Origin of the sequence: Acidihalobacter yilgarnensis, assembly GCF_001753245.1 — a bacterium.
GTDB classification, from domain to species: domain Bacteria; phylum Pseudomonadota; class Gammaproteobacteria; order DSM-5130; family Acidihalobacteraceae; genus Acidihalobacter; species Acidihalobacter yilgarnensis.
Window position 1 is genome coordinate 1,175,064 of sequence record NZ_CP017415.1, and the last position, 24,650, is coordinate 1,199,713.

A 24,650-nucleotide genomic window follows, 5' to 3' on the forward strand; every position below is an offset into this window, starting at 1 on the left:
GAGATATGACATGGACTACAGCGCAGCCGAACAACAGATTTCCCAGCTTCAGATCCAATCCCAGGACGTCATGCAGCAGATGCAGGCGGTCGCGCAGAAGCTACCCCAGGTCGTTCCAGACGCTACCAGCAGTCGGGAGCTGGCGATGGATTTGCGCGAGATCGCGATGGGTTTCAAACAACAGCAGCAGCAGGTGATGCTGGTGTTGCAGCAGATGGGGCAGCATATACAGGAACTGGAGAATGCGATGAACTCGCACCCCAATCCGCCGGTTCAGACGCGAGGCTGGGGCATGGGCGGCATGGGCGGCGGTGGTTTCCTGGGTACCCTGACCACGGGTCTTGGTCTGGGCGCTGGCATGGCCGTCGGCGAAGATCTGGTCGGCGACGTCTTCAACCTGTTCTGATCGAATCTGTCCCTTAGAGCGGGAGTGCCTCCAGGCTTAGCGTGTCTGCGGAGGCACTCAACACACTGCCTTGGGTATACCAGTCCCCCAACACAAGCCGCGTACAAGTTTGTCCGTCCACGCTCAGCGTGTGTTGCCCTGGGCGGTGCGTGTGTCCGTGAATGAGCAGCGTAACGCCATGCTCGTGGAAGCAGGCCGTGACCGCTTCCGGATTGACATCCATAATGGCCTCCGCCTTCTCGCGCGTCGCGTTCTGGCTTTCGGCGCGTAGCGACTCCGCCTGGGCTCGGCGCTCGGCGAGTGGCTGCGAGAGGAATTGGTGCTGCCATTGGGGATTGCGCAACATACCACGCAACTGTTGATAGGGCCGATCGTCGGTGCAGAGGGTATCGCCATGCATCAACACGGCCATCTGCCCGTCTAGCTGAACCAGATGCGTGTCCCCGAGTAACGTGCACCCCGTGATTTGTGCGAAGCGTGTCCCGATCAGGAAATCACGGTTACCGGCCATGAAAAACACCGGAACGCCGCGGTCGGTCAGCGTGCGTAGTGCAGCAAGCACCGGCGCAAGTCCGATACGGTCATCGTCGTCTCCGACCCAGTATTCGAACAGGTCGCCGAGGATGTACAGGGCCGCGGCCTTGGCGGCCCTGTTCTGCAGAAAGTCGAGGAACAGCGCAATCGCTTCCGGTCGCGCAGGATCCAGATGCAGGTCGGAAATGAAAAGCTGTTCCGTATTCATCGGGCGGGTATCAGGCCGTGCGTGTAGTCGCGCGTTCGATCATTACGGTTTCACTCGGCACGTCCTGATGGCCGCCGCGATTGCCGGTTGTGACCTGTTCGATGGCGCGCACCACGTCGAGCCCGTCAATGACCTTGCCGAACACGCAGTAACCCCAGCCGGATTGGGTCTTGGACTGGAAGTTCAGGAAGTCGTTGTCCTTGACGTTAATGAAGAATTGAGCGGTGGCCGAATCAGGCACCGCGGTCCGCGCCATGGCGAGGGTGCCGACTTCGTTCTTGAGGCCATTGTCTGCTTCGTTCTTGATCTGGGCACCGGTGGACTTCTGTTGCATGTCTTCGGTCATGCCGCCGCCCTGGATCATGAAACCACGGATAACGCGATGGAAGATTGTGCCGTCGTAGAAGCCGTCATTCACGTAGGTGAGAAAATTCTCGACCGTGACGGGCGCGGATTCCGGGTAGAGCTCGATCACGATCGTGCCGTGATTGGTGGTGAACTCGACCTGCGGGTTTGTGTTTTCGGTCATGGGTAAGGCCTCGTCCGGCTGATTGTCTGGCGGCCTCTGGAGGGCCGGGTCAAGTGCGGGATGATACGGGCTTGCGGCGCATGGGGAAACCCGGGACGACGGGTTTCCTATTTGTTTGGCGTCTGGATTCCGTTACCATCCGCGCCATGCTCAAGACCTCGATCAAGACCCGCTTCGCCCCTAGCCCGACCGGACTGCTGCACCTCGGGAACCTACGTACCGCACTGTTTTCGGCCCTGTACGCAAGGCGACAGCGGGGCCGATTCCTCCTGCGGATTGAGGATACCGACGCATCGCGCAGCCGCTCCGAATATGAGGCGCGGCTGGAAGCAGACATGCGTTGGCTAGGTCTGGACTGGGACGAGGGGCCGGGTATGGGTGGCGATGCAGGGCCCTATCGACAGTCGCAACGTGACGCCATTTATGGCGGGCTGTTCGATCGCCTCTTGGCGGAAGGGGCTGCCTATCGATGCTTTTGCAGCCAGGAGACCCTGGCGGCCTCACGCAAGGCTCAGTTGGCGACCGGACGCCCACCGCGATACCCCGGCACCTGTGCCGGACTCGATCCCGCCGAAGCGACCGCGCGCGCGGTCGCTGGCGAGTCGTGCAGTCTGCGCTTTCGCGTGACGCCTGGCATACGACTGCCGATCGGCGATCTGGTGATGGGGGAGCAAGTCTTCGCCAGCGACGATATCGGCGATTTTGTGATTCGCCGTAGCGACGGTAGTCCAGCATTCTTTTTCAGCAATGCCGTAGACGATGCCTTGATGGGCGTGACCCATGTTCTGCGGGGCGCGGACCATATCAGCAATTCGCCCCGCCAGGTATTGTTGTTGCGCGCGCTGGCTCTGCCGGAGCCGCACTATGCGCACTTGTCGTTGATCGTGGGCGCGGACGGCGCGCCTTTGTCCAAACGACACGGCGCAGGCAGCGTGGAGGATCTGCGCGTACAAGGTTATTTGCCACTTGCCTTGCTCAACCACCTTGCACGCTTGGGCCATAGCTATCCGGACGAGCAGTTGCTTGATCTGGCGGGCCTTGCGGAGGGATTCGAGCTGACGCGTCTTGGCCGCTCGCCGGCTAGGCACGATACGGTGCAACTCGATCACTGGCAGAGACTGGCCGTCGCTTTGCTCGACGAGAGGGCGTTGAAGACATGGGCGGAAGACGCCTGCACAACCGTGCCCGAATCACTTCGCCGAGATTTCCTCCTGGCCGTACGCGATAACAGTTTGTTCCCCGCTGATGTCGCGACCTGGGCGGACAATCTGTTCGGTAATGAGCCCCGGCCTTCGCCTGACGCATGCGAGGCAATGAACGGAGCCCCCCGGAATTTGTTCGAGATCAGCGCGGCGATGGTTGATGAACACCCTGACGATTTTCGCGCGTTTTCCAGTGCCGTGGGGCAGGCCGCTGGTCTGCGCGGCAAGGCGTTGTTCATGCCTCTTCGCGCGGCCTTGACCGGCCAGACGCATGGCCCTGAGATGGCGCGCCTTTACCCCCTGTTGGGACCCGCGCGTGCACGCGAGCGACTGCTCGTGGCGGCTAAATCGGCTCGGGATTGACAGGGAGATCGAATGCTGCAGATCCATAACACACTGACGCGACGCAAGGAGACCTTCAAGCCGATCGAGGCTGGCAAGGTGCGTATATACGTGTGTGGGATGACGGTCTATGACTACTGTCACGTTGGTCACGGCCGTATGCTGGTGGTGTTCGACATGGTGGTGCGCTATCTGCGCGCACGGGGATATGACGTCACATACGTGCGCAATATCACGGATATCGACGACAAAATCATCCGCCGCGCGCATGAAAATGGCGAAAGCATCGAAGCGCTCACCGAGCGCTTCATTCATGCGATGCATGAGGATCTGGAGGCGCTTGGCGTACTGCCCCCGATATGGAGCCTCGCGCCACCCAATCGATCGTCGAAATACTGGCCCTTATCGGTACCCTGATCGACAAGCAGATTGCTTATTGCGCTGAAAATGGAGACGTCTATTACGACGTCTCACGCTTTACTGCCTATGGGCAACTGTCCGGCAAGAATCCCTCTGACTTGCGTGCCGGCGCGCGGATCGAGGTGGTTGAGGCCAAAGACGACCCACTGGATTTCGTGCTATGGAAGGCCGCCAAGCCCGGCGAGCCGTCATGGCCATCACCGTGGGGCGAGGGCCGGCCTGGTTGGCATATCGAGTGTTCGGCAATGTCGATCAAGGCGCTGGGGCCGCAGTTCGATATTCATGGTGGCGGCTTGGATTTGCAGTTTCCGCATCATGAAAACGAAATCGCACAGAGTGAGGCGTGTACCGGGCTGCACTTCGTCAACTACTGGATGCACAACGGTTTCGTGCGCGTGAACGAAGAAAAAATGTCCAAGTCGCTGGGCAATTTTTTCACCTTGCGAGAGGTTTTCGCGCGTTACCGGCCCGAGGCCATTCGATATTTCATCCTGGCCAGCCACTATCGCAGCCCACTCAATTATGCAGATGAACAGCTTGATGCCGCGCATGCAGCGCTGAGTCGACTGTATACCGCGCTGCGCGGTATCGAGCCCGTTCGGGAGGTGGTGTCGGATGCCGGCTTGGACTATGAGCATCGATTCTTAGCCGCGATGGATGACGATTTTAATACGCCAGTGGCGATGGCCGTGCTCTTCGACCTCGCCCACGCTATCAATAAGGCGCGTTTCGTGGATGCGGAGCTGGCCACAGGATTGGCCGCTCTCATGAGGCGGCTGGGCGGGTTGTTGGGATTGTTGCAATCGTCCCCGGATGCCTACTTGCAGGGAGGCGGTGAAGCTGGTTTGTCGGATGAAGCCATCGTTGCGCTGATCGAGGCACGCAAGGCCGCACGCGTCGCGCGAGACTTCGGTCGGGCCGATGCGATACGTGATGAGCTGACGGCAGCGGGCGTGTTACTAGAGGATGGCCCCGGTGGGACAAGTTGGCGCCGGGTGGCGAATGGCGCCTGAGCCCTGCGTTCGTGCAGGGCAGGTGCGTAATTGTGTGATCACTCAATCCCGTCCCGGTTGCGTGCTTGGTAAGCACTCAGGGTATTGTGCAGGAGCATGGCACGCGTCATGGGCCCGACTCCGCCAGGGACCGGCGTGATGTAACCCGCTTTGCTGGCAGCATCATCGAAGTCGACATCGCCGATGAGGCGACCATTCGGCAAGCGGTTCATCCCAACGTCGATTACCGTCGAGCCTGGTTTAACCCAATCTCCGGGGATTAGTCCGGGTTTGCCTACGGCAACCACCAAAATATCGGCTGCGCCCACGTGTTCGGCCAGATTTTGCGTGAATCGATGGCAGACGGTGACGGTCGCCCCGGCTAGCAGTAATTCCAGTGCCATGGGCCGCCCAACGATATTGGATGCCCCGACCACGGTTGCATGTCTACCTTTGTAGGTTTCGCCGATGCTGTCGAGCAGCTTGATGATCCCAAAGGGCGTGCATGGCCGCAGGACGGGGACGCGTAGCGCGAGACGACCCACATTGCAGGGATGGAAGCCATCGACATCTTTATCGGGATGTATGCGCTCGATAACGGTTTCAGAGTCGATGTGGTGAGGCAATGGCAACTGCACGAGAATGCCGTCAATCACGGGGTCATCGTTCAGTCGGTCGATCAGGGCCAGTAACTCGTCCTGCCGCGTCTCGGTGGGCAGGGTGAAGGCTTGGGATGCAAAACCGACGCGTTCGCAATCCTCACGTTTTTTGCGGACATAAATCTGTGAAGCGGGATCTCCGCCTACCAGAATGACGGCGAGCCCCGGCACCCGGAGTGTCTTCGAGCTAAGTTCTGCGGTCTTCGATTTCAGTGCGTCGAGCACCCGGTCGGCAACGGCTTTACCGTCAATCAGTTTTGCTGCCATGGATGCTGTTCTCGCGCGGCGTTTAAAAATGAGCCGTATTTTCGCACGCCCTCTCATGGCGCGACAAGGCGCCGTGGCCGTGGGTGTTGACGGGTTCTGTGTGTGCCTGTAGCATTCCCGGCCTGCGCAGCGCCAGAGGCTTTACTTCATCTGCGCGGCTACGTGGCGGAGACTCCGGGGTATAGCGCAGTCTGGTAGCGCGCCTGCTTTGGGAGCAGGATGTCGGGGGTTCGAATCCCTCTACCCCGACCATCCGCAGGTGTGCATTTAGGAAGGAAGGATTACGTTTGCGCCCGTAGCTCAGTCGGATAGAGCATTCGCCTTCTAAGCGAACGGTCGCAGGTTCGAGTCCTGCCGGGCGCGCCAATTCGTAGTGTTCTGGTGTGTGGCGGGCTCAAGATTTTATGGTGGGCGTAGCTCAGTTGGTAGAGCCCTGGATTGTGATTCCAGTCGTCGTGGGTTCGAGTCCCATCGTCCACCCCAGTTTTTGCCGCGCAGCTGTTGTTTGGCGGCAAGCCGGTCATGGGCCGTTAGCTCAATTGGTAGAGCAGTTGACTCTTAATCAATTGGTTGTAGGTTCGATTCCTACACGGCCCACCAATATGAACGACAAAGCCCGCTGTAGCGGGCTTTGTCGTTTTGCGCGCGCATTCTTGGAATGTGGTGTTCGCATGGTAGTATGGAAAGTTTAGATGGGTCTGCGAAAGTGGCGGAATTGGTAGACGCGCTGGATTTAGGTTCCAGTGGGGAAACCCTTGAGAGTTCGAGTCTCTCCTTTCGCACCAATTGCGCTGTCGCCGGCTGGGTTGGCAGCGGCTGTGGCTGGATATACATTTTATGAGTCGAGAGGATTTTTCCATGCACGTTTCGGTTGAGTCGGCCGGTAGTCTAGAGCGGAAAATGACGGTGCAGTTGCCCGCAGAGCGTATCGGCGAGGAGGTCGAAAAGCGTCTGCGCGCGTTGGGTCGGCGGGTCAAAGTGCATGGCTTCCGGCCCGGCAAGGTGCCATTCAAGGTCGTCAAGCAACGCTTTGGCGGCGAGGTTTATCAGGAGGTCGTTGGTGAGCTGCTGCAGAGTAGTTTTCGCGAGGCGGCCATGCAGGAAAAACTTCAGCCAGCCGGCAGTCCTCAGATCGAGTTGACCAGTGGAGAAATGGGCGGCGTACTGGAGTATGTGGCGACCTTCGAGATCTATCCAGAGCTGTCCCTTGCTCCGGTAGATGGATTGCAGATCACCTGTCCTACGGCTGAAGTGCAGGAATCCGACGTCGACGCAATGATCGAAACGTTGCGTAAGCAGAGAACCGATTGGCTGGCGATCGATCGGCCAGCGGCTGAAGGTGACCGCGTGGTTATCGACTTCAAGGGCTTCCTGGGCGATGAGCCCTTCGAGGGCGGCGAAGCGAAGGATCACGCCGTGGTGCTGGGACAGGGGCGCATGATTGCGGATTTCGAGCGTCAGCTCGTAGGCGCTTCCGTAGGCGAAGAAAAATCGCTTGATGTCGGTTTTCCCGAGGATTATCACGCCAAGGATCTGGCCGGTAAGGCCGCCCGATTCGATATCGTGGTCAAATCTGTCAGTGAGCCGCGTCTACCTGAAATCGACGAGGCGTTCGTTTCGGCGTTTGGGGTCGCTTCAGGGGGTGAGGAGGCACTTCGAAAGGAGGTGCGCGCCAACATGGAGCGCGAATTGCAGCAGGCGATCAAGGAGCGCGCGAAGACGCGTGTGATGGATGCCTTGCATGCAGCCAATGAGGTGCCGGTTCCTGGGGTTTTAGTGCAGGCAGAGATCCGTCGCATGCGCGATCAGGTCGGTGAAGCGATGAGCTCGGAGGCTCGACAAGGGTTGCCGGACAATTTGTTTGAAGAGCAGGCTCGGCGCCGAGTTGCATTGGGATTGTTGATTGGTGAACTGGTCCGGTCGCACGAGATCAGTCTGGATGTCGGGCGCGTCGATGTGACCCTTGAGGGACTGGCTGCTGGTTACGAGGAGCCGGAGCAGGTTGTGCGCTATTATCGGTCGAACCGTGAAGCGATGGCCGGTATCGAGGCGCTCGTGCTCGAGGATCAGGTGGTCGATTGGGTTATCGAGCATGCGTCGGTTGAGCAGGTGGCCATGACTTTCGATCAGGTCATGCACCCCGAAAAGAATCAGGAGGCGATATGAGTGGTCATTGGGAATATGAGGGTGGCACGGGTGCGCTAGGGGCCCAGGCCCTGAATCTTGTGCCTATGGTGGTCGAGCAAACCTCAAGGGGTGAGCGTGCCTATGATATCTATTCCCGCCTGCTGAAAGACCGGGTGGTGTTCTGCGTGGGGCCGGTTGAGGATTATATGGCCAACGTGATCGTCGCCCAGCTGCTGTTTCTCGAATCCGAAAATCCAGATAAGGAAATCAGCCTGTATATCAATTCTCCTGGCGGTTCTGTGACTTCCGGAATGGCGATATACGATACGATGCAGTTCATCAAGCCGGCCGTCAGCACCCTGTGTATAGGGCAGGCGGCAAGCATGGGTGCGGTTCTGCTTGCCGGCGGTGCTGCAGGCAAGCGTTATTGCCTTCCGCACTCAAGGGTGATGATTCATCAACCCTCAGGCGGTTTTCAGGGGCAAGCTACAGACATCGATATTCATGCTCGTGAGATTCTTAAGATTCGCGAGCAACTGAACCAGATCCTTGCGCATCATAGCGGGAAGCCCGCCGAACAAATCGGGGAGGATGCTGAGCGTGATCGGTTCTATGGGCCTGAAGAGGCCAAGGCATACGGTCTGATTGATGAGGTTCTCTCGTCACGACCAGCCTGAGCAGGCGGAAATGGGGATTGAAGCAAATATCACGCCAATTCATTCCCCTGTAACTTTCCGGCTTGCATCTTTCCCTTAAACCGGGCAATGTGCGATTGACACATTCCCTGAGAGGTGCCGATGAGCGACGATAAACACCTCACGTCCGACAGCGGTAAATTGCTGTATTGTTCGTTCTGTGGCAAAAGCCAAAACGAAGTGCGCAAGCTGATTGCGGGCCCCTCCGTTTTTATCTGTGATGAGTGTGTGGAGCTTTGCAACGACATCATCCGCGAGGAGATGGGCGAGCAGGCGCAACTTGGCAACGGTAAGCTGCCGAAGCCGCATGAAATCAAGCAGATATTGGACGAGTACGTCATTGGGCAGGATCGCGCCAAGAAAGTGTTGGCGGTAGCGGTTTATAACCACTACAAGCGCCTGGAAGTTCGCGATCGCAAGGACGAAGTCGAGCTGTCCAAGAGCAATATCCTTTTGATCGGGCCTACGGGTTCGGGCAAGACGCTGTTGGCCGAAACACTGGCCCGCTTACTCAACGTTCCCTTCACCATCGCAGACGCGACCACTTTGACTGAAGCCGGTTATGTGGGTGAGGACGTCGAGAATATTATCCAGAAATTGTTGCAAAAGTGCGATTACGATGTGGAGAAGGCCCAGACGGGCATCGTTTACATTGATGAGATCGACAAAATCTCGCGTAAGTCGGATAACCCATCGATCACTCGCGATGTGTCGGGTGAGGGTGTGCAGCAGGCATTGCTCAAGCTGATCGAAGGCACGGTGGCTTCAGTGCCCCCACAAGGTGGCCGTAAGCATCCTCAGCAGGAGTTTTTGCAGGTCGATACCCGCAATATCCTCTTCATTGTGGGTGGTGCATTTTCCGGGTTGGAAAAGATCATTCAAAACAGATCCCGTAAGACAGGCATCGGGTTCTCGGCTGAGATTCATGGGAAGGATGATGGTAAACCGGCGGGTGAATGGCTGTTTGATGTCGAACCGGAAGACTTGATCCGGTTTGGTTTGATTCCCGAATTCGTCGGTCGACTGCCCGTGGTTGCAACGCTGGAAGAGCTGGATGAGGCTGCCCTCGTCGAGATTCTGGTTACTCCGAAGAATTCTTTGACCAAGCAGTATGGCAAGCTGTTCGAAATGGAAGGCGCCGAGCTGGAATTCAGAGATGAGGCTCTGCGTGCCGTCGCTAGAAAGGCAATGGAAAGAAAGACGGGTGCGCGTGGTTTGCGGACCATCATCGAGCAGGTGTTGCTGGATACGATGTATGAGTTGCCCTCGCTGGAAGACGTAACCAAGGTGGTGGTGGATGATGCTGTTATCCGTGGCGAAGCCAAACCCTATCTGATCTATGAAGGCGGCGAGCTGCAACAGCGGGCCGCCGCAGAGTAGGGGGGGCGGCCCGCCCAGAGGCGCATCCGGACAACAAGCTTGAAATGTCCGGGTGCCGCCCCCATTTCTTATTCCAATAGGCGAGTTTTCCTGACCGGCCGGCTGACTGCCCAGATGGGTAAGCACATCTGGTCAAAACCGAACGTATTCCATGGAGTTGATCGCTTGCCGAGATGAGTGTGTGAGCATCGCTCCCATATCTAGATACCCCGAGGACCTTTATGGATAAGGGCTCAAATCCCCCGCAAAGTCTAATTGCCGAGGAGCAAATGCTACTCGTGCCCGTATTGCCATTGCGTGATGTGGTCGTTTATCCGCATATGGTAATCCCCTTGTTTGTTGGGCGTGACAAGTCGATCAAAGCGCTCGACCGAGCCATGGTGGACAACAAAAAAATCCTCCTGGTTGCCCAGCGCAGCGCAGAGGTTGATGATCCAGGCCCGAAGGATATCCACCGTATCGGCACGCTTTCATCGATATTGCAGCTGCTCAAGCTTCCTGACGGCACGATCAAAGTCCTGGTAGAGGGGTCTGAGCGTGCCCAGGTAGTTGATTTCATTGAGACCGATGATACCTTTTCCGCGCAGATCAAAGTAATGAAGTCCGCGGAACCGGCTGATGAGCGTGAAATAGAGGTGTTGACGCGCTCAGTGCTCAACCTTTTCGACCAATACGTGAAGCTGAATAAGAAGATACCACCTGAAATTTTGACGTCGTTGGCGGGTATCGATGATGCGGCGCGGCTGGCCGATACGGTTGCAGCACATATGTCATTGAAGCTGGAAGAAAAACAGCGTGTGCTCGAAATACAAGATGTGCGTGAACGTCTTGAGCACATCATGGGCCTGATTGAGGGTGAAATCGATTTATTGCAGATTGAGAAGCGTATCCGCGGCCGCGTCAAGCAGCAGATGGAAAAAAGCCAGCGGGAGTACTACCTGAATGAGCAGATGAAGGCCATTCAGAAAGAACTCGGTGAACTGGAGGATGCGCCTAACGAAATTGAGGACTTGGCTCAGCGTATAGAAAAATCGGGCATGCCCAAGGAAGCGCGCCAGAAGGCCGATGCGGAGTTGAACAAGCTGAAAATGATGTCTCCGATGTCAGCGGAGGCGACGGTGGTACGTAATTACATCGACTGGTTGGTTAGCGTGCCTTGGAAAAAACGCTCCAAGGTTAGCCACGATCTGGCGGCTGCTCAGCGTGTCCTCGATGAAGATCATTATGGTTTGGAGAAGGTCAAGGAACGTATCCTCGAATATCTTGCAGTCCAGCAGCGGGTGAAGAAACTCAAAGGGCCGATATTATGTCTTGTGGGCCCTCCGGGTGTCGGCAAAACCTCACTGGGGCGCTCGATCGCGCGCGCGACTAATCGAAAGTTTACCCGCATGGCATTGGGTGGAGTGCGCGACGAGGCAGAAATACGCGGTCATCGGCGAACCTATATTGGATCGCTGCCTGGTAAAATCATACAAAATCTTTCACGTGTTGAGACGCGCAACCCTTTGTTTCTGCTCGATGAAATCGACAAAATGGCGATGGATTTCAGGGGTGATCCGGCTTCCGCTTTGTTGGAGGTGCTCGATCCTGAGCAAAATCATGCCTTTGCAGATCACTATCTGGAGGTCGATTTTGATCTGTCGGATGTGCTCTTCGTCGCTACCGCGAATAGTATGAATATCCCAGGCCCATTGCTCGATCGCATGGAGGTGATTCGCTTACCGGGTTATACCGAAGAGGAAAAAGCGAATATTGCCACCCGTTATTTGGTACCCAAGCAGCTCAAGCATAATGGTCTGAAAGACAATGAGTTGCAGATTACCGAGGCGGCTATTCGCGATATAATCCAACATTACACACGGGAAGCCGGGGTGCGTAATCTTGAGCGAGAAATATCCAAGATCTGCCGTAAGGTCGTGATGGGTCATGCGCTCAAGCCTACCGAGAAGCGAACGATCATTAATCCCAAAAATATTGATAAGTATCTTGGGGTTCAAAGATTCCGTTATGGGCGTGCTGAAGAAGAGGATCAGGTCGGACAAGTAACTGGATTGGCGTGGACCGAGGTAGGTGGTGAACTGTTGACGATCGAAGTAACGACGATGCCTGGCAAAGGTAACATCATTCGTACCGGTCAGCTGGGCGACGTCATGAAGGAATCGATTGAGGCCGCGCGTACTGTGGTTCGTTCCAGGGCACGCGTACTCGGTATCGCGGATGATTATTTTGAAAAGCATGATATCCACGTGCATGTACCTGAGGGCGCTACTCCAAAAGATGGGCCGAGCGCTGGCATCGCGATGTGCACCTCGCTCGTGTCCGCAATTACAGGGATTCCCGTTCGCGCAGATGTTGCTATGACGGGAGAGATCACCCTGCGAGGCGAGGTTTTGCCAATTGGTGGCTTGAAGGAAAAATTGCTTGCTGCACATCGCGGCGGGATCGCTACAGTTCTGATCCCCCATGAAAACGAGCGAGATCTTGTCGAAATTCCCAAAAACATTAAAAATCAGCTGGCTGTTCGTCCAGTTAGATGGATCGATGAAGTGCTTGAGCTGGCACTTCAGTGTCGCCCAGAACCGCTTGAGGATGCTGGGGAGAAATTGCCGACGCCGACGACTGCAGCTAAAAAGACGGAGCGTGAAACCAAGAAACGCACGCCCCGTCCGCACTGATGCCGCCAAATCCAGGTTGACAGTCTCAGAGGCCACTTGCTATAAAACGTCACTCGCGCAGTCAAACACACAATGCTGCTAAGGCGTAGGCTGCGAGACCCAGTGCTCCCCGCGATTTTGCCCCCGGGTGTGCTACCCGCCTGACGATGGGGTGGGTAGCCGTTATGCCTCTCAACGAATAGGGAAGACCTGCATGAACAAATCAGAACTGATTGATGCTATTGCCGCCAAGGCGGATCTGTCCAAGGCCTCTGCTGGCAAGGCACTGGATGCTTTTGTAGAAGTGGTTTCCGATACCATGAAGCAAGGTGACCAAGTCGTCATCGTCGGCTTTGGCAGTTTTACTGTGCGCCAACGTGAAGCGCGTACCGGTCGCAATCCCCGTACGGGCGAAGCAATTAATATTGCGGCCTCGAATCTTCCAGCATTCAAGCCTGGCAAAGCCCTTAAGGATGCTGTAAACTAACCGGCTTTCCAGGGTGCTTAGCTCAGCTGGTAGAGCGTCGCCCTTACAAGGCGAATGTCGGGGGTTCGACTCCCTCAGCACCCACCAGGGTCGAGAATTTTTTGGAGTGGTAGTTCAGTTGGTTAGAATACCGGCCTGTCACGCCGGGGGTCGCGGGTTCGAGTCCCGTCCACTCCGCCATATTTAACCGTTACAAACAAAAGGGCGCCTTAGGGCGCCCTTTTGTTTGTTGGAAGCCGTTGCACTGGGACGACATAACATGCTGCAGACCATACGAGATCGCGCTTCTGGCTGGTTCGCCTATGCCATCGTTTTTCTCATCAGCGTCCCTTTCGCGCTGTGGGGGATCAATCATTATCTTGAAGGTGGCGGCAAGCAAGTGGCAGCGCAGGTCGGTGATACCACGATCTCTCTGGCGGCCTTCGGACAAGCCTATCGGGAAGAGCAGGCTAGAGCCGCGCAGATGTTTGGAGGACAGTTGCCTCCTAGTGTCAGCGATAAGATGCTAAAACAGGCTGCTCTGCAGCGGCTGATTCAAGAAACGTTGCTGACCCAGATCGTGGATGATGCGGGTTACAAAGTGAGCAATCAGGAATTATTGAAACAGATTGTTTCCTTCCCTGTTTTTCAGCAGGACGGACATTTCTCGAAAACACGTTACACACAAATTTTGGCGGAGCAAGGTATGGTCCCGGCCGCTTTTGAAGGACGGCTGCGGCGCCAGTTGGCGATTGAGCAATTTCAGTCCGGTGTGATCAATACGGGCTTCGTTACACAGCCAGAGGCTAACGACGCACTGAAACTGGATGGAGAAAAGCGCCAATTGGAAATGACTGTTATTCCAATTTCCAGGTTTTTGACGGGGATGAAGATAACTCCTGAAGCTATTAAAACTTATTACAAGATGCATCAGTCGGATTATATGACCGAGGAAAAAATTCGTGTCTCATATTTGAGATTGAGTAAAAATGAGCTGGCGAAAGGTATTACACCGAATGCCGAATCCCTAAAACAGTATTATCATGACCATCTTGCCAAGTATATGCTGCCCGAACGGGCTAAGGCGGCGGAGATTGTGTTGCGGCTCCCTGCCGACAAGATAGGTCGTGACAAGGCGAGGGCGCTGGCCTCGCATATTCTTAATGTGTCGAAGAATGGCGATGATTTCGGCATTCTTGCGCGTCGATATTCACTGGATGCAGATAATGCGAAGAAAGGGGGTGCCATGGGCGTGGTGACGCGTGCCGGTCTGCCTCCACCAGTGGCTGATGCCTTATTTTCTCTCAAGCCTGGCGATATATCGAAGCCCGTTGAGGTGAATGGAAAACTGTATCTGCTTAGACTTGAATCCTTGATGCCTGTACAGCAGAAATCCTATGCCGAGGCTGCAGCAGAGGTCAGGCGTGACTATGTTGCAAAGCAGGCCTCGACGTTATTCGAAAAGCAGATTCAGCGTATGTCTGAGTTGACATATGAGCACCCCGGAACATTGGAAACTGCAGCGAAGAGTCTTGGCTTACAGGTTATGCACAGCAATTGGTTTAGTCGCTCCGGTGGTGCTGGTGTTGCGTCAAGCCCCAAGGTGGTAAATGCTGCGTTTTCAAAGCAAGTTCTCAAGGACGGGACCAACAGTGCGGTCGTTGAGATTTCTCGTGGCGATGCAGTCGTACTGAGGGTATCCGACAAGCAAGCGCCGCAAGTGAAGCCAATCAAGGCCGTCGAGGCTGGAATCAAAGGGGAATTGGAGCGCGTCTCAGCTGAAGGTGCTGCCAAGCAGTTGGCTATTAAGGTTCGCACGGCGGTAGCTTCTGGCAAAAATTTGAAGAATATTGCTGTGATGGAGCGTTTGAGCTACCGAGCATTGGGTTGGCTGGGGCGTACGGACGCTGCAGTGCCCGCTGAGATCATGAAGGCCGCTTTTCAGGTGCCCCCGCCCGCGGATGGAAAGCCGAGTGTAGGCTTCGTAAGCTTGAACAGCGGCGGTTATGCAGTCTTTGCGGTTAAGAAAATCAAATGGACTGACGTGGAGCCTACAAAGGTTGAGGCCCTGATGGATCGGAAAGCGCCTGAGGCTGGGCGCACCGAGATGTCAGTGCTTTTCCAGGCCTTGGAAAAAAAGGTCAAAATTCGGATTTACCCGAACAATCTCAATTTGTAGCACTTGCTCGCCGTCTAGGCCGCGGATCGACCCAAAGGGACTGATCCGCGGCTCACTGGGAATTCTCAGGCCCCAAGTCCAACTATGTTATAGCCGGCATCCACATAAAGGATCTCGCCTGTGATGCCTGATGCGAGGTCAGAGCATAGAAAAGCTGCGGCATTGCCCACTTCCTCTGTGCTGACATTCTTTCTCAATGGGGCGCTCTGTTCGACTTTTTCCAGCATTCGGCGAAAATCGCTAATGCCTGCAGCCGCGAGGGTTCGTATTGGGCCAGCCGATACAGCGTTCACCCGTGTCCCCTCTTCCCCGAGCGTATAAGCGAGATATTTCACATTCGCTTCCAAGCTGGCCTTGGCAAGACCCATAATGTTGTAGTTAGGCATGGCGCGCTCAGCACCGAGATAGCTCAGCGTTACTATGGCGCCGTTGCGTCCACTCATCAATTGACGTGCGCCCTTGGCGAGAGCTGTCAGGCTGTATGAACTGATATCGTGAGCAATCCTAAAGCCATCCCGCGTGATATTTTCGAGGAAATCGCCTTCGAGTTGTTCCTTGGGCGCATATGCAATCGAATGAACCAGTATGTCGAAATAGTCCCAGTGCTTTCCCAACTGAACGAAGAGCTCGTCAATCGACTCATCGGTCGATACATCACAAGGCAGTACGACCTGAGCGCCACAGGCGCCCGCGAATTTTTCGACCCTTTCCTTAAGGCGTTCATTGGGGTAGGTGAGGGCAAGTTCGGCGCCTTCTCTTTGCATCGCTTGCGCGATACCCCATGCGATGGATCGGTCACTGGCAATGCCTGTCACCAATGCGCGCTTGCCGGCTAGAAATCCCATATCTGTCTCCATGCTGCTGTTAAGCCCTGAGTCAGGGGCAGATTCGGTGCCGGCGTATGATAGGTCAGGAGGATCGAGGGCACAATGCGGCCTCCGCGATCCCCATCGGATTGTGGAGAGTATCTTCGATGTCCTTGTCAGGCGGTACGAAAACGCCGCCGCAATTTATCGACGAAGCCTGTGATGAGCCCAGTGTCGTCTTGGTTGGGCATGGCTTCGACCGTATGCCGTTCTTTCAGTCCGGGATTTTGTTTGAGATGCCGATGATGTGTCAGGCAATGATTGAGTCCGCGCTCTAGCAAGGTGCGGCTAAGCGGTTTTGGGAGTAGTCGATGGATCTGCGCTTGGTTGATTAATTCGATCAGAGATGAGCTGTCTTTGAACGCAGTGACAACCAAGGCCAAGGTGGCGGGGTTGAAGCGTTTGAGCGCTTTGAGCGCAGGAGAAAGGTCTTTGTCGTTGAGTTTGAGTTCGCTGACTAGAATGGCGATATCTTCATTGGCAAGAATCTTGAGTGCCTCTGAAAGTGATCGGCTATCTTGTACTTCGGCTTGGCTACCCGTGAGCGCCCGCACCAGCACTGCGGTATCGGGGTCGGTATCTAGGACCAGTATTCTAGGGCGCGCTTGTGTAGGAGACACATCCTTGATATTTACTGGTTTGGGGGCGCTTCTATCCGATGCAGTGGAGCGCGCAATTCGGGCAGCCTTTGCGATGGTGTGCCTAAGATGTTCTGGGTCCCATGGTTTGTTGATAAATCTGTAAATTTCGCCTTCGTTTATGGAGCTGATAATGGCGTTTAGATCGGAGTAGCCGGTTAAGAGGATACGCATCGTGTCTGGATATAGCTTATGTGCTTCACGCAATAGCTCGACACCGCTCAATTCAGGCATGCGTTGATCGGTCACGAGTACGTCGATTGGATGGGTCTGCAATATCTGAAGTGCTTGTTGCCCGGATTCCGCGGTATGAATCTGATATTGATTCTTGAGCAACATCTTTAGTGAGCGAAGCACGCGTGTTTCATCATCCACTAACAGAAGATTCGCTTCACCCATGTGAAGTTCCCTGGTGTCTGACAGCGGTGGGCGAGGTATTGGCTGCTGCGGCAGGGATGGGGAGGCCGATTGCGAAACGCGTACCCTTCCCGGGTTTGGATGCTACGCGTATATAACCGCCATGTTGCTTGATGATCTGGTAACTGATGGAAAGCCCCAGTCCCGTCCCTTGTCCTACGTCCTTGGTGGTGAAAAATGGGTCGAATATGCGCTTGATCAATTCTGGCCCCATGCCGACACCGGTATCTTGTAGGCTGGCGACGACATATGCGTTCTCGACATAGGTGCGCACAGCAATGCGGCCGTTGCCGGGGATCGCTTGGGCCGCATTGGTGAGCAGGTTGAGGAATACCTGATTAATCTGGGAGGGAGAGCATTCGACCAGTGGGGTTTCGCCGTATTCCTTGATGATTTCAATGCGACTCTTGAGTAAATGGCGAGCAATCATCAGCGCGCTATCCAGTGAGTCTGCAATCGATATGGCCGCGAGTTTCGCTTGGTCCAAGCGACTGAATGTCTTTAGATTCGCAACCAGCTCGGATATTTGCTGGACGCCGTACAGGGTATCCTCAAGCAGGCCAGTTGTATCTTCCAGGCCATAGTCCTGTTCGAAGGTTAATGCGTGCCGGCAAGCTTCGGCGAGTGGCTCAGGCGTCTCAGTGGTGGATGCGACGCGGTTGAGTATGTCGAGTGCGTATCCTGCTGATCGGAGTGCGGCGCCCACGAGTTCAACGTTATTGCGAACATATCCTAGCGGTGTGTTGATCTCATGTGCGAGGCCAGCAACCATTTGCCCTAGCGAAGCCATTTTTTCGGATTGAATCAATTGCCCTTGTGATGCCTTGAGTCGACTATATGCTTGCGATAATTCCTGCGAGTGGCGACGCACGCGTGATTCCATCGCTTGCAATAAATCGATCACACGACCAATACCGTGGTATCGACCGTGTTCGCAGACGATAAAATCCTCCGTTACGGGAGCTGTAATGTGCTGGGTAACGTGTTGCGCCGCTTGTTCGATTGATTGTTCGAGGTCAACCACCAATGGCACTGAGTTCATGAAGCTCTGAACCGGGCGTTTGCCGAATAGTTCTCGGCCGTAGGGCCTGAAGAATATCCGCATGAGCTGATACCGGCTGATGCTGCCGATGATCTGCCCATTTTTCGAGACGATCGGTAATGACAGAACATCGTTCAGCGGATCGCTAAGAAAGAGATTGCTGACTTCGATGATTGCCATCTCAGGCGTAATCGCCTCTACGGAGGCTGACAGACCGGCTATGGTTCCTTCCACTCGCGGCTCCCGGGCGTTTTGCTCGCCCCCGCGTTTGCGGGAGGATGCTTAGTATAGGTAGTGTTGTGCCCTCGATAGGTGAATCAGATTAGCTTGTGCGTATGACAATACGTTGACAGATTTTCCGGTTACGTGAGGTGGAAGATCATGCGAATACCGCCTATCTCGATCTGATCTTCATCTGACAGGGACATTGAGCGGACACTGACAGGTTCTCCATTGAGGCTTGGATATTGGCCCGCGGTATCAGCTTCCACCCCGATGATGACGAAATTGCGCCCGCGCCGTGTAATCACGGCGACCTGGCTGCCGGGTTTTCCGAGAGTGGTCATCGCACGCGTCACTTCGTATCGCTTTCCTTTGTTGGAGCCGTTGAGTATCTCCAACGATGCATGCGTTTTCTGCACTTGTGCGGTTAAAGGCGAGATGGGTGGCGTTATGCCCAAACTAGGCTTCTGTACTTGCTCTATGAGGTTCTGTTTGGGCGGATCAGTTTGCAGAATCATCGTTTTGTCATATTCGGTATTGCCAGACTCTGCACCGGCGAATTCGTTGGCGTATTGAAGCTGGTGTGTACCCAGATTGATGAGATCTCCATCGCGGAGGGCATATTTGGTGATTCTGCGCGTATTGACGAAGGTGCCGTTGGTGCTCTGAAGGTCTTCAAGAAAAGAATCGTTGAGCACGGTGATGATCTGGCAGTGATAGCCGCTGATGGCGCGGTCGTTGACCTGAATATCGTTGTCCGGCTTGCGACCGATGGTCATGCATTCTTTTTCGAGAGGGAATTCCTCGAGTACATGCATGTCGCGTGAAAGGATGAGTTTCGCCATCATGATCTCCAATTGCGCGAAGAAGTGTCGTGTACCCACTTGGCTCGCGTACGCTGTGTATCTGATTGTCCGCAACCAATGCCATGATCGTGCGCTATGCCTTGACTCTGCACGGAGGACAGCATCAGCGATAGATGTTGACGCAGATTTGGCGAATCGACGCGAAGTACATGGCCGGCGGTCACTAACGGAACCAGCTACTTAGCCGGTTGTACCATCGTCGTTGACCAGGAAAATCGCCGATTGGTCGGGCTAAGATGAGTGAGATATTGTCCTTGCCACCCTTGGTATTTGCATCATCGACCAGTGTTTGCGCACAGTCCGTTAAATCCTCGCAAGCCGAGAGTCGCTCTGCAAGATGGGCGTCGTCCACAAGGTCGTGCAATCCATCCGAACACAGAAGATAGAGATCTCCTGGCAATACCAGTTCTTCTTGGATGTCGACGGCAACACTGGCCTCAACGCCCAGTGCACGGGTCACCAGATTACGGTGCATGGATCGTTGCGCTTCTTCTTCTGTGTAAAAGCCGCGATCGATCAGTTCTTGTAGCATGGTGTGGTCGCTGGTGATCTGCTCCAATTGATCGTTACGCAAGCGATAAATCCTTGAGTCGCCGACATGGGCAATACTCAGGCGGTTATCGTAGAAGACAGCGACTACCAGAGTTGTGCCCATGCCTTCATATTGGGGTTGTTCCTGGGCTGCTTCGTGGATCGCCTTGTTGGCATGGATGACGGCCTCGCGGATTGCGATACTTTCGCGGGTATAGCCAAGTTCTTCGTCGAGTTGACCCGGTTTCAGGGGAGGGAGTGTCAGCTTGAGCCGGTTGAGCAAACTCGCGACCGCAAGGCTGCTGGCGACTTCGCCTCCTTTGTGCCCACCCATACCATCCGCCAGAATAAAGACGCCTAAGTTGGCATCAACGGCTAGTGCGTCCTCGTTGTTACTGCGTACACGGCCAGTATCGGTGGCGAAGCCCCATTCGAACAATCCATCTAGATTCATGCCATCTGCTCCCTGATATCGCGGGCACAACGCAGCAGTTGATTGGCCAATTCCCGCCCAGTTTGAAATCGTTTATCCGGATTTTTCTGCAATACCTTGTTGATGATGGGGCTGACGCAAGGGGCTAAATCGTCACGCAGCGCATTCAATCCAGGATGGGCTTCATTGGTGATTTTGTACATCAATGTGGCCATGGTGTCAGCATGGAACGGCGGTGCGCCGGTGAGTAGCTGGAAACAGGTGATGCCCAGCGAAAACAGGTCCGATCTGCCATCGAGTTTTCGGCCGGCAAGTTGCTCTGGCGACATATAAGAAGGTGTGCCCATGATGACACCTGTACGCGTTTTGCTGGCATCCGTGATGCGGGCGATACCAAAATCGGTCAGTTTGACGTCGCCAGTATCGATGTTGTAGACGATGTTGGCGGGCTTTACGTCACGATGTATGACCTGATGACGGTGCGCATAATCCAGCGCTAATGCACATTTGGCGACGATTTCGAGGACGCTTGAGACGGGCAGCAGGCCTGCTTTGCCCACGAAGTGCGTTAGGTTTCGGCCATGGAGATATTCCATTGCGATATAGGCAACGTCGTCCTCTTCCCCGGCGTCAAATATAGTCACGATGTTCGGATGGCTGAGTTGGCCTGCAGTCTCGGCCTCGCGGTAAAAACGCGCCTTGACTTGCTCTAGCTCTTCGCCCTGGAATTCGGTCGAAAGCGGTAGGGTCTTAATCGCGACCCTACGCCCAATTTTGGGGTCTTTGCCCTCGTAGACGGTACTCATGGCACCTCGCCCGATTTCTTGCTCGACTTCGTACCGGCCAAGCATCGGCTTCTGCACGCCGCTGTGATGCAGGATGAGCGTGCCTCCGTTACCTGGGGTGTCACCATTGCTGGGGTGCGGCGCTAGACTGATTTCACTTAGCGTTTGTGTGCGCTTCATGCGCTCGCGAATGTCGCGGTAGTGACGGCGATGCCGCGCGATGTATTCGTAGACGGTTTTGGCCTTGTCGAAGCGGCGTTTGCGCTCGAAATCCAAGGCTAGACTGTATAACAGTTCGAGCGATTGTTCATTGATAGGCAGATGGCGGAATCGGTCGAATGCGAGGTCGAGCTGGCCTTGACTCTGGAACGCGAGGCCGAGAACCCTCAAATTCTCAAGATTGGCGTTCGAACCTGGTAGCAATCCCTGTCCGTTGAACAGGCGACGTTTGAGCATGATCAGCCAGTAGCCGGAGAAAAGGAGAAGAGCCGGCCCGGTCGGCGAGTACCAGATGCCGCGTGTATAAAGAGGGTAGAAACTGGCTGCACCCAGGGCGATTATGAGGGATGCGGTCAGCGCGCCGGCAAGTCGATTACCCAGCAGCGGCAATAGCCAGGTGAGGTAGAGTGCGGAGAATCCCCAGGCAGCCAAAAGCACGTATTTCACCCAAGGGGGGGTGTAATAGGGATCCTGATTGAGGATGCTTGAAATCGCATCGGCCAGTAAACCGAGACGTGTTTCAGCTGGGACCCCTCCCTGCGCCATCCCAACCGGGCCTATTAGCAGGATTTTGTCGCGAAATACGTTGGGATCGACGTTTCCGTTGAGCACATCGGCGAAACTATAAGTATTGAAGGCCGCTCTGCCGTGGGCGCCTCGGTATACGCGTGGGTGGATACGTAGCGTGTCATCCGTACGGATCAAGAGCGACCCTAATCTGAGGCCCTTTCCTGGCAGGTAATGAACATCCGTAGCGCCAAGATTGAGGCTTTGCATTGCAACGAGTAGGGCGAGACTCGGTAGAGTTTGCCCATAGTAACTGACGGCAAGAGGCATGCCCGTGAATCGGTTCCATCCGAGAGTCTGCCCGCCAATGGCGCCGATGCCCAATGCATGTTGGAGGAATTGCGGTAGCGGCAGATTGAGCGTGTAGGCGGTAGGCGGTGAGATTAGATTCATCCGCGACGCGTTTGGGGGGAATCTATTCTTCGCCAGTAGCGCTGGAAGCGGCGTATCGGGGTTGCCCTGAGTGACGCCGGGCGCGTATGTGAAAATTAGATCCACGTTATGGATCGCCGCCAGGCTTTGGGTCAGGCTCAGATCCTGATTCAGTTTGTCTTTGTCTGCGCGGAGCTGTCTTGCAAAGCGACTCAATGTGGTGCCGAGGTGGACGAGGCTGTTCGCTTCGGCAGCTGGTAGCTGGTGTCCGATACGTGAAATGGTTGCCGTCCAGCCGTCTAGACCTTCTGTTTTGAAGAGCTGATTGAGCCGGTCCAGTGCCTCTAGCCCTGGCGTCACCTGGGGTGTGTTCAGCGGTAAGGTGATTGCGATGACCTTGGGTTTTCCGGCATCTGCGATATTTAAGAGACGGGCAATGCTGCTACGTGGCCACGGCCACTGGCCAAGTGATTTCAGGCTGCGTTTGTCGATTGCAATGATATCGATGCGTGGTGTGGGCGTCGCGGGTGTCAGACGGGTGAAGGTGGTAAACAGTATTTCGTCCAAGCCACGAAATTGACCCAAACCGGAGAGCAGGGTAATGACCAGAATGATGGCCAATGCCCAGAGCCAATCCTTGTTCCAAAGGGATTCGCCTGTCGCGTTTCGGCCCATGTGTCTGTGGTCTTTGATTGGTTGGGTACGGGGAGAGGCGCCGTTATTGCTGTGGTTTATATTGTGGGCGCCTTGCAAGCGGCTCGTAATACGCGACTACGGACCGCTGCTGTTCGTTGCCATCAGCTCTCGTTGTGCATTTGTGTGACATCCACACGCAGCTTCAGCGGTTCGCCTGGATGCAGGATGTCGGTGTTGCCCAGGCTATTCCAGCGTCGGATGGCGGGAATGTTGACGCCGAATCGCTGCGCGATGCTGTAAAGCGAGTCCCCGTTGCGCACGGTATATGAAACCGTACGGACTCGCTGAGCGGGTTGGGCGTTGCTCGCGATGGCCAAGCCCGCAGTTCCCGTTGCGCCGTTGCCTGGGCGAATAACGAGCCGTTGGCCGGGGCGCAGAGCGCTATGGCTTGTGAGATGATTCCAGTGTTGCAGATCCGAGACGCTGACTTTGTAGTTACGCGCAATATCCCAGAGCGTATCGCCTGACTTGACGGTGTGATAGACGGCGCCTGGGTTTGATGGAGGTGAATTCGAGGCGAGCTGTGTCTGGGCCGGGCGTACAATGGTGCTGCCATGGCTCCAGATCACAAGGTGCTGACCGAGTCGTAAGGGGGCGTGGGTGGTCATATTGTTCCACCGCGCCAGATTCGTAACGCTGACATTGTAGGCCTTTGCGATATCCCACAGCGTGTCGCCTGGTTTGACGACATGATAGTGCTTGTTACTCCCGCCATGCGCTGGTTGTGCCATGCGATGCCGCAAACCTTGGGCCATGGCATAGGCCTGATAGGGCTTCGACGAACGCGGTACGATGAGATATTGGCCTATGCGAATCAGGTTGCCATGCAAGTGGTTGGTTTGGCGGACGACGGCGATAGACGTGTGATATTCGTCGGCGATGAGGCCTAGCGTTTCACCAGAGGCCACGCGGTGGCGTATCCAGGTGACGCGTTCGCTGGCTGGGATGCTGGCCAGTTTTTCCTCGAATTGCTGCGCGCTATCCGCGGGCAATAAGAGGCGATGAGGCCCGTTGGGATCGGTGGCCCAACGGTTGTATCCGGGGTTGAGCAAATAAAGTTCGTTGAGTTTGATGCCCGCCAGCTTTGCGGCAAGGGCGAGATCGATCTGGGACTTCAGGTGTACGACGGCTAGATAGGGTTTGTCGGGGATGGGCCAGAGGCTAACGTTGTATTGCTTTGGGTGTTCGACAATGGCTTTAACAGCGAGTAGCTTGGGTACGTAGGTTTTGGTCTGCTCTGGCAGATCCAGCGCCCAGAAATCGGTGGGTAGATGTCGTTCTTGATTTCGGCGAATAGCCCACTGTACGGTGCCAGCCCCGGAATTGTAGGCGGCCAGCGCAAGCAGCCAGCTGCCGAACTGGTTATGTAGCGCCTGGAGATAGTCCAAGGCCGCCTTGGTGGAGGCATAGATGTCACGCCTGCCGTCGTACCACCAGTTCTGTTTCAGACCGAAGTGGCGACCGGTCGATGGCGTGAACTGCCAGATGCCCGCAGCCTGGCAGCTTGAGTAGGCGTAGGGTATGTACGCACTTTCGACTACCGGTAGGAGTGCGAGTTCGGTCGGCATATGCCGTTCGTGAATCTGCTGCAGAATATAGTAAAGATACGGTTCAGCTCTGGCCGTCACCCGCTCAAGATAGGCGGGATGCTGTCGGTAAAAAGCAATGGCGTTCTGCACCAGCGGTTGATTGAGGCTGTCCGGCATCTGGAAACCGGACCGAATGCCGGTCCAGATGGTTTCGTTCTGCTGTGACACCACCGCGGGCGTCGTACCATCCACCGCTTCGCTGTCCGGGGGCGGCGTGGCGGGCGCTCCGGCGTCCGTACTGGCCAAATTGGCAGTTGCCGCGCCGGTATCCGGTGCGTCGGCGATCGCGGCCGGCACGCTGTTGCTTGAGGTGGATGATGTTTGACAACTGGCTTGCCCACCGTTGG

Annotated in this window: 18 protein-coding genes, 7 tRNA genes and 1 pseudogene; 16 read left to right on the forward strand and 10 right to left on the reverse strand. The window is 55.6% G+C overall.

Features of this window, described 5'->3' with window-relative positions; translation table 11 throughout:
• Positions 1–10 precede the first annotated feature (10 nt).
• Positions 11–406, forward strand: a complete 396-nt coding sequence (locus BI364_RS05495; RefSeq protein ID WP_070077885.1) for a hypothetical protein — start codon at positions 11–13, stop codon at positions 404–406.
• Between the two features lie 13 nt (positions 407–419).
• Here the strand turns inward: BI364_RS05495 and BI364_RS05500 are convergent, their stop codons facing one another.
• Positions 420–1,148 carry a UDP-2,3-diacylglucosamine diphosphatase gene (locus BI364_RS05500; protein ID WP_070077886.1) on the reverse strand — a complete coding sequence of 243 codons (729 nt, stop codon included), beginning with the start codon at positions 1,146–1,148 and terminating at the stop codon, positions 420–422.
• 10 nt (positions 1,149–1,158) lie between these two features.
• A complete protein-coding gene (locus BI364_RS05505) occupies positions 1,159–1,677 on the reverse strand; it encodes a peptidylprolyl isomerase (RefSeq protein WP_070077887.1) in 519 nt (172 codons plus the stop codon).
• A gap of 146 nt (positions 1,678–1,823) precedes the next feature.
• Between BI364_RS05505 and gltX the strand changes: the two genes are divergently transcribed.
• On the forward strand, positions 1,824–3,242 hold the full coding sequence (gltX, locus tag BI364_RS05510; RefSeq protein WP_197496006.1) for a glutamate--tRNA ligase: 1,419 nt from the start codon (positions 1,824–1,826) through the stop codon (positions 3,240–3,242).
• 12 nt (positions 3,243–3,254) lie between these two features.
• A pseudogene (gene cysS, locus BI364_RS05515) lies at positions 3,255–4,654 on the forward strand (cysteine--tRNA ligase).
• A gap of 38 nt (positions 4,655–4,692) precedes the next feature.
• Here the strand turns inward: cysS and folD are convergent.
• Positions 4,693–5,559 carry a bifunctional methylenetetrahydrofolate dehydrogenase/methenyltetrahydrofolate cyclohydrolase FolD gene (gene folD / locus BI364_RS05520; RefSeq protein ID WP_070077888.1) on the reverse strand — a complete coding sequence of 289 codons (867 nt, stop codon included), beginning with the start codon at positions 5,557–5,559 and terminating at the stop codon, positions 4,693–4,695.
• Between the two features lie 175 nt (positions 5,560–5,734).
• On the opposite strand from folD, the gene BI364_RS05525 reads away from it, so the two are divergent.
• The 13 genes from BI364_RS05525 to BI364_RS05585 all read left to right on the forward strand — a co-directional run bounded on the left by BI364_RS05525 (position 5,735) and on the right by BI364_RS05585 (position 15,060).
• Positions 5,735–5,811, forward strand: a tRNA-Pro gene (locus BI364_RS05525).
• A 37-nt stretch (positions 5,812–5,848) separates the two neighbouring features.
• Positions 5,849–5,925, forward strand: a tRNA-Arg gene (locus BI364_RS05530).
• 41 nt (positions 5,926–5,966) lie between these two features.
• Positions 5,967–6,042 (forward strand) — tRNA-His (locus BI364_RS05535).
• 41 nt (positions 6,043–6,083) lie between these two features.
• Positions 6,084–6,159 (forward strand) — tRNA-Lys (locus BI364_RS05540).
• Between the two features lie 100 nt (positions 6,160–6,259).
• Positions 6,260–6,344: transfer RNA gene (locus BI364_RS05545), tRNA-Leu, on the forward strand.
• A 73-nt stretch (positions 6,345–6,417) separates the two neighbouring features.
• Positions 6,418–7,725 carry a trigger factor gene (gene tig / locus BI364_RS05550; protein ID WP_070079924.1) on the forward strand — a complete coding sequence of 436 codons (1,308 nt, stop codon included), beginning with the start codon at positions 6,418–6,420 and terminating at the stop codon, positions 7,723–7,725.
• Positions 7,722–8,363, forward strand: coding sequence for an ATP-dependent Clp endopeptidase proteolytic subunit ClpP (gene clpP, locus BI364_RS05555; RefSeq protein WP_070077889.1), 642 nt, complete (start codon positions 7,722–7,724; stop codon positions 8,361–8,363). The genes tig and clpP overlap by 4 nt, the downstream gene beginning before the upstream one ends.
• Before the next feature lie 120 nt (positions 8,364–8,483).
• A complete protein-coding gene (gene clpX, locus BI364_RS05560; RefSeq protein ID WP_070077890.1) occupies positions 8,484–9,761 on the forward strand; it encodes an ATP-dependent Clp protease ATP-binding subunit ClpX in 1,278 nt (425 codons plus the stop codon).
• A 221-nt stretch (positions 9,762–9,982) separates the two neighbouring features.
• Positions 9,983–12,436: an endopeptidase La gene (gene lon, locus BI364_RS05565; protein ID WP_070077891.1), complete on the forward strand. Its 2,454-nt coding sequence runs from the start codon at positions 9,983–9,985 to the stop codon at positions 12,434–12,436.
• Between the two features lie 178 nt (positions 12,437–12,614).
• Positions 12,615–12,902, forward strand: a complete 288-nt coding sequence (locus BI364_RS05570; RefSeq protein WP_267887977.1) for an HU family DNA-binding protein — start codon at positions 12,615–12,617, stop codon at positions 12,900–12,902.
• 11 nt (positions 12,903–12,913) lie between these two features.
• A tRNA-Val gene (locus BI364_RS05575) sits at positions 12,914–12,989 on the forward strand.
• Between the two features lie 16 nt (positions 12,990–13,005).
• Positions 13,006–13,082, forward strand: a tRNA-Asp gene (locus tag BI364_RS05580).
• 79 nt (positions 13,083–13,161) lie between these two features.
• On the forward strand, positions 13,162–15,060 hold the full coding sequence (locus tag BI364_RS05585) for a SurA N-terminal domain-containing protein (RefSeq protein ID WP_070077893.1): 1,899 nt from the start codon (positions 13,162–13,164) through the stop codon (positions 15,058–15,060).
• Between the two features lie 65 nt (positions 15,061–15,125).
• On the opposite strand, the gene BI364_RS05590 is transcribed toward BI364_RS05585, so the two are convergent.
• The 7 genes from BI364_RS05590 to BI364_RS05620 all read right to left on the reverse strand — a co-directional run bounded on the left by BI364_RS05590 (position 15,126) and on the right by BI364_RS05620 (position 24,600).
• Entirely contained in the window at positions 15,126–15,905 is a 780-nt protein-coding gene (locus BI364_RS05590; RefSeq protein WP_070079925.1) for an enoyl-ACP reductase FabI, read from the reverse strand.
• Positions 15,906–16,042: 137 nt separating this feature from the next.
• Positions 16,043–16,963: a response regulator gene (locus BI364_RS05595; protein WP_070077894.1), complete on the reverse strand. Its 921-nt coding sequence runs from the start codon at positions 16,961–16,963 to the stop codon at positions 16,043–16,045.
• The gene (locus BI364_RS05600) at positions 16,956–18,257 is read right to left on the reverse strand and encodes a sensor histidine kinase (protein ID WP_197495896.1); all 1,302 of its coding nucleotides are present in this window, start codon (positions 18,255–18,257) and stop codon (positions 16,956–16,958) included. Before BI364_RS05600 ends, BI364_RS05595 begins: the two co-directional genes overlap by 8 nt.
• 128 nt (positions 18,258–18,385) lie before the next feature.
• On the reverse strand, positions 18,386–19,093 hold the full coding sequence (locus BI364_RS05605) for an FHA domain-containing protein (protein WP_156782635.1): 708 nt from the start codon (positions 19,091–19,093) through the stop codon (positions 18,386–18,388).
• A gap of 181 nt (positions 19,094–19,274) precedes the next feature.
• Positions 19,275–20,096: a Stp1/IreP family PP2C-type Ser/Thr phosphatase gene (locus BI364_RS05610; RefSeq protein ID WP_070077896.1), complete on the reverse strand. Its 822-nt coding sequence runs from the start codon at positions 20,094–20,096 to the stop codon at positions 19,275–19,277.
• On the reverse strand, positions 20,093–22,693 hold the full coding sequence (locus tag BI364_RS05615; protein ID WP_070077897.1) for a CHASE2 domain-containing serine/threonine-protein kinase: 2,601 nt from the start codon (positions 22,691–22,693) through the stop codon (positions 20,093–20,095). The genes BI364_RS05610 and BI364_RS05615 overlap by 4 nt, the downstream gene beginning before the upstream one ends.
• 122 nt (positions 22,694–22,815) lie before the next feature.
• Positions 22,816–24,600 carry a lytic transglycosylase gene (locus BI364_RS05620; protein ID WP_070077898.1) on the reverse strand — a complete coding sequence of 595 codons (1,785 nt, stop codon included), beginning with the start codon at positions 24,598–24,600 and terminating at the stop codon, positions 22,816–22,818.
• Positions 24,601–24,650: the final 50 nt, after the last annotated feature.

Bases quoted from the DNA above. Each gene is read 5' to 3' on its own strand.
- BI364_RS05505 (WP_070077887.1), bottom strand. From the start codon at position 1,677: ATGACCGAAAACACAAACCCGCAGGTCGAGTTCACCACCAATCACGGC.
- gltX (WP_197496006.1), top strand. From the start codon at position 1,824: ATGCTCAAGACCTCGATCAAGACCCGCTTCGCCCCTAGCCCGACCGGA.
- BI364_RS05610 (WP_070077896.1), bottom strand. From the start codon at position 20,096: ATGAATCTAGATGGATTGTTCGAATGGGGCTTCGCCACCGATACTGGC.
- folD (WP_070077888.1), bottom strand. From the start codon at position 5,559: ATGGCAGCAAAACTGATTGACGGTAAAGCCGTTGCCGACCGGGTGCTC.
- BI364_RS05605 (WP_156782635.1), bottom strand. From the start codon at position 19,093: ATGATGGCGAAACTCATCCTTTCACGCGACATGCATGTACTCGAGGAA.
- tig (WP_070079924.1), top strand. From the start codon at position 6,418: ATGCACGTTTCGGTTGAGTCGGCCGGTAGTCTAGAGCGGAAAATGACG.
- BI364_RS05615 (WP_070077897.1), bottom strand. From the start codon at position 22,693: ATGGGCCGAAACGCGACAGGCGAATCCCTTTGGAACAAGGATTGGCTC.
- lon (WP_070077891.1), top strand. From the start codon at position 9,983: ATGGATAAGGGCTCAAATCCCCCGCAAAGTCTAATTGCCGAGGAGCAA.
- BI364_RS05595 (WP_070077894.1), bottom strand. From the start codon at position 16,963: ATGGGTGAAGCGAATCTTCTGTTAGTGGATGATGAAACACGCGTGCTT.
- BI364_RS05590 (WP_070079925.1), bottom strand. From the start codon at position 15,905: ATGGGATTTCTAGCCGGCAAGCGCGCATTGGTGACAGGCATTGCCAGT.
- BI364_RS05495 (WP_070077885.1), top strand. From the start codon at position 11: ATGGACTACAGCGCAGCCGAACAACAGATTTCCCAGCTTCAGATCCAA.
- clpP (WP_070077889.1), top strand. From the start codon at position 7,722: ATGAGTGGTCATTGGGAATATGAGGGTGGCACGGGTGCGCTAGGGGCC.
- BI364_RS05585 (WP_070077893.1), top strand. From the start codon at position 13,162: ATGCTGCAGACCATACGAGATCGCGCTTCTGGCTGGTTCGCCTATGCC.
- BI364_RS05500 (WP_070077886.1), bottom strand. From the start codon at position 1,148: ATGAATACGGAACAGCTTTTCATTTCCGACCTGCATCTGGATCCTGCG.
- clpX (WP_070077890.1), top strand. From the start codon at position 8,484: ATGAGCGACGATAAACACCTCACGTCCGACAGCGGTAAATTGCTGTAT.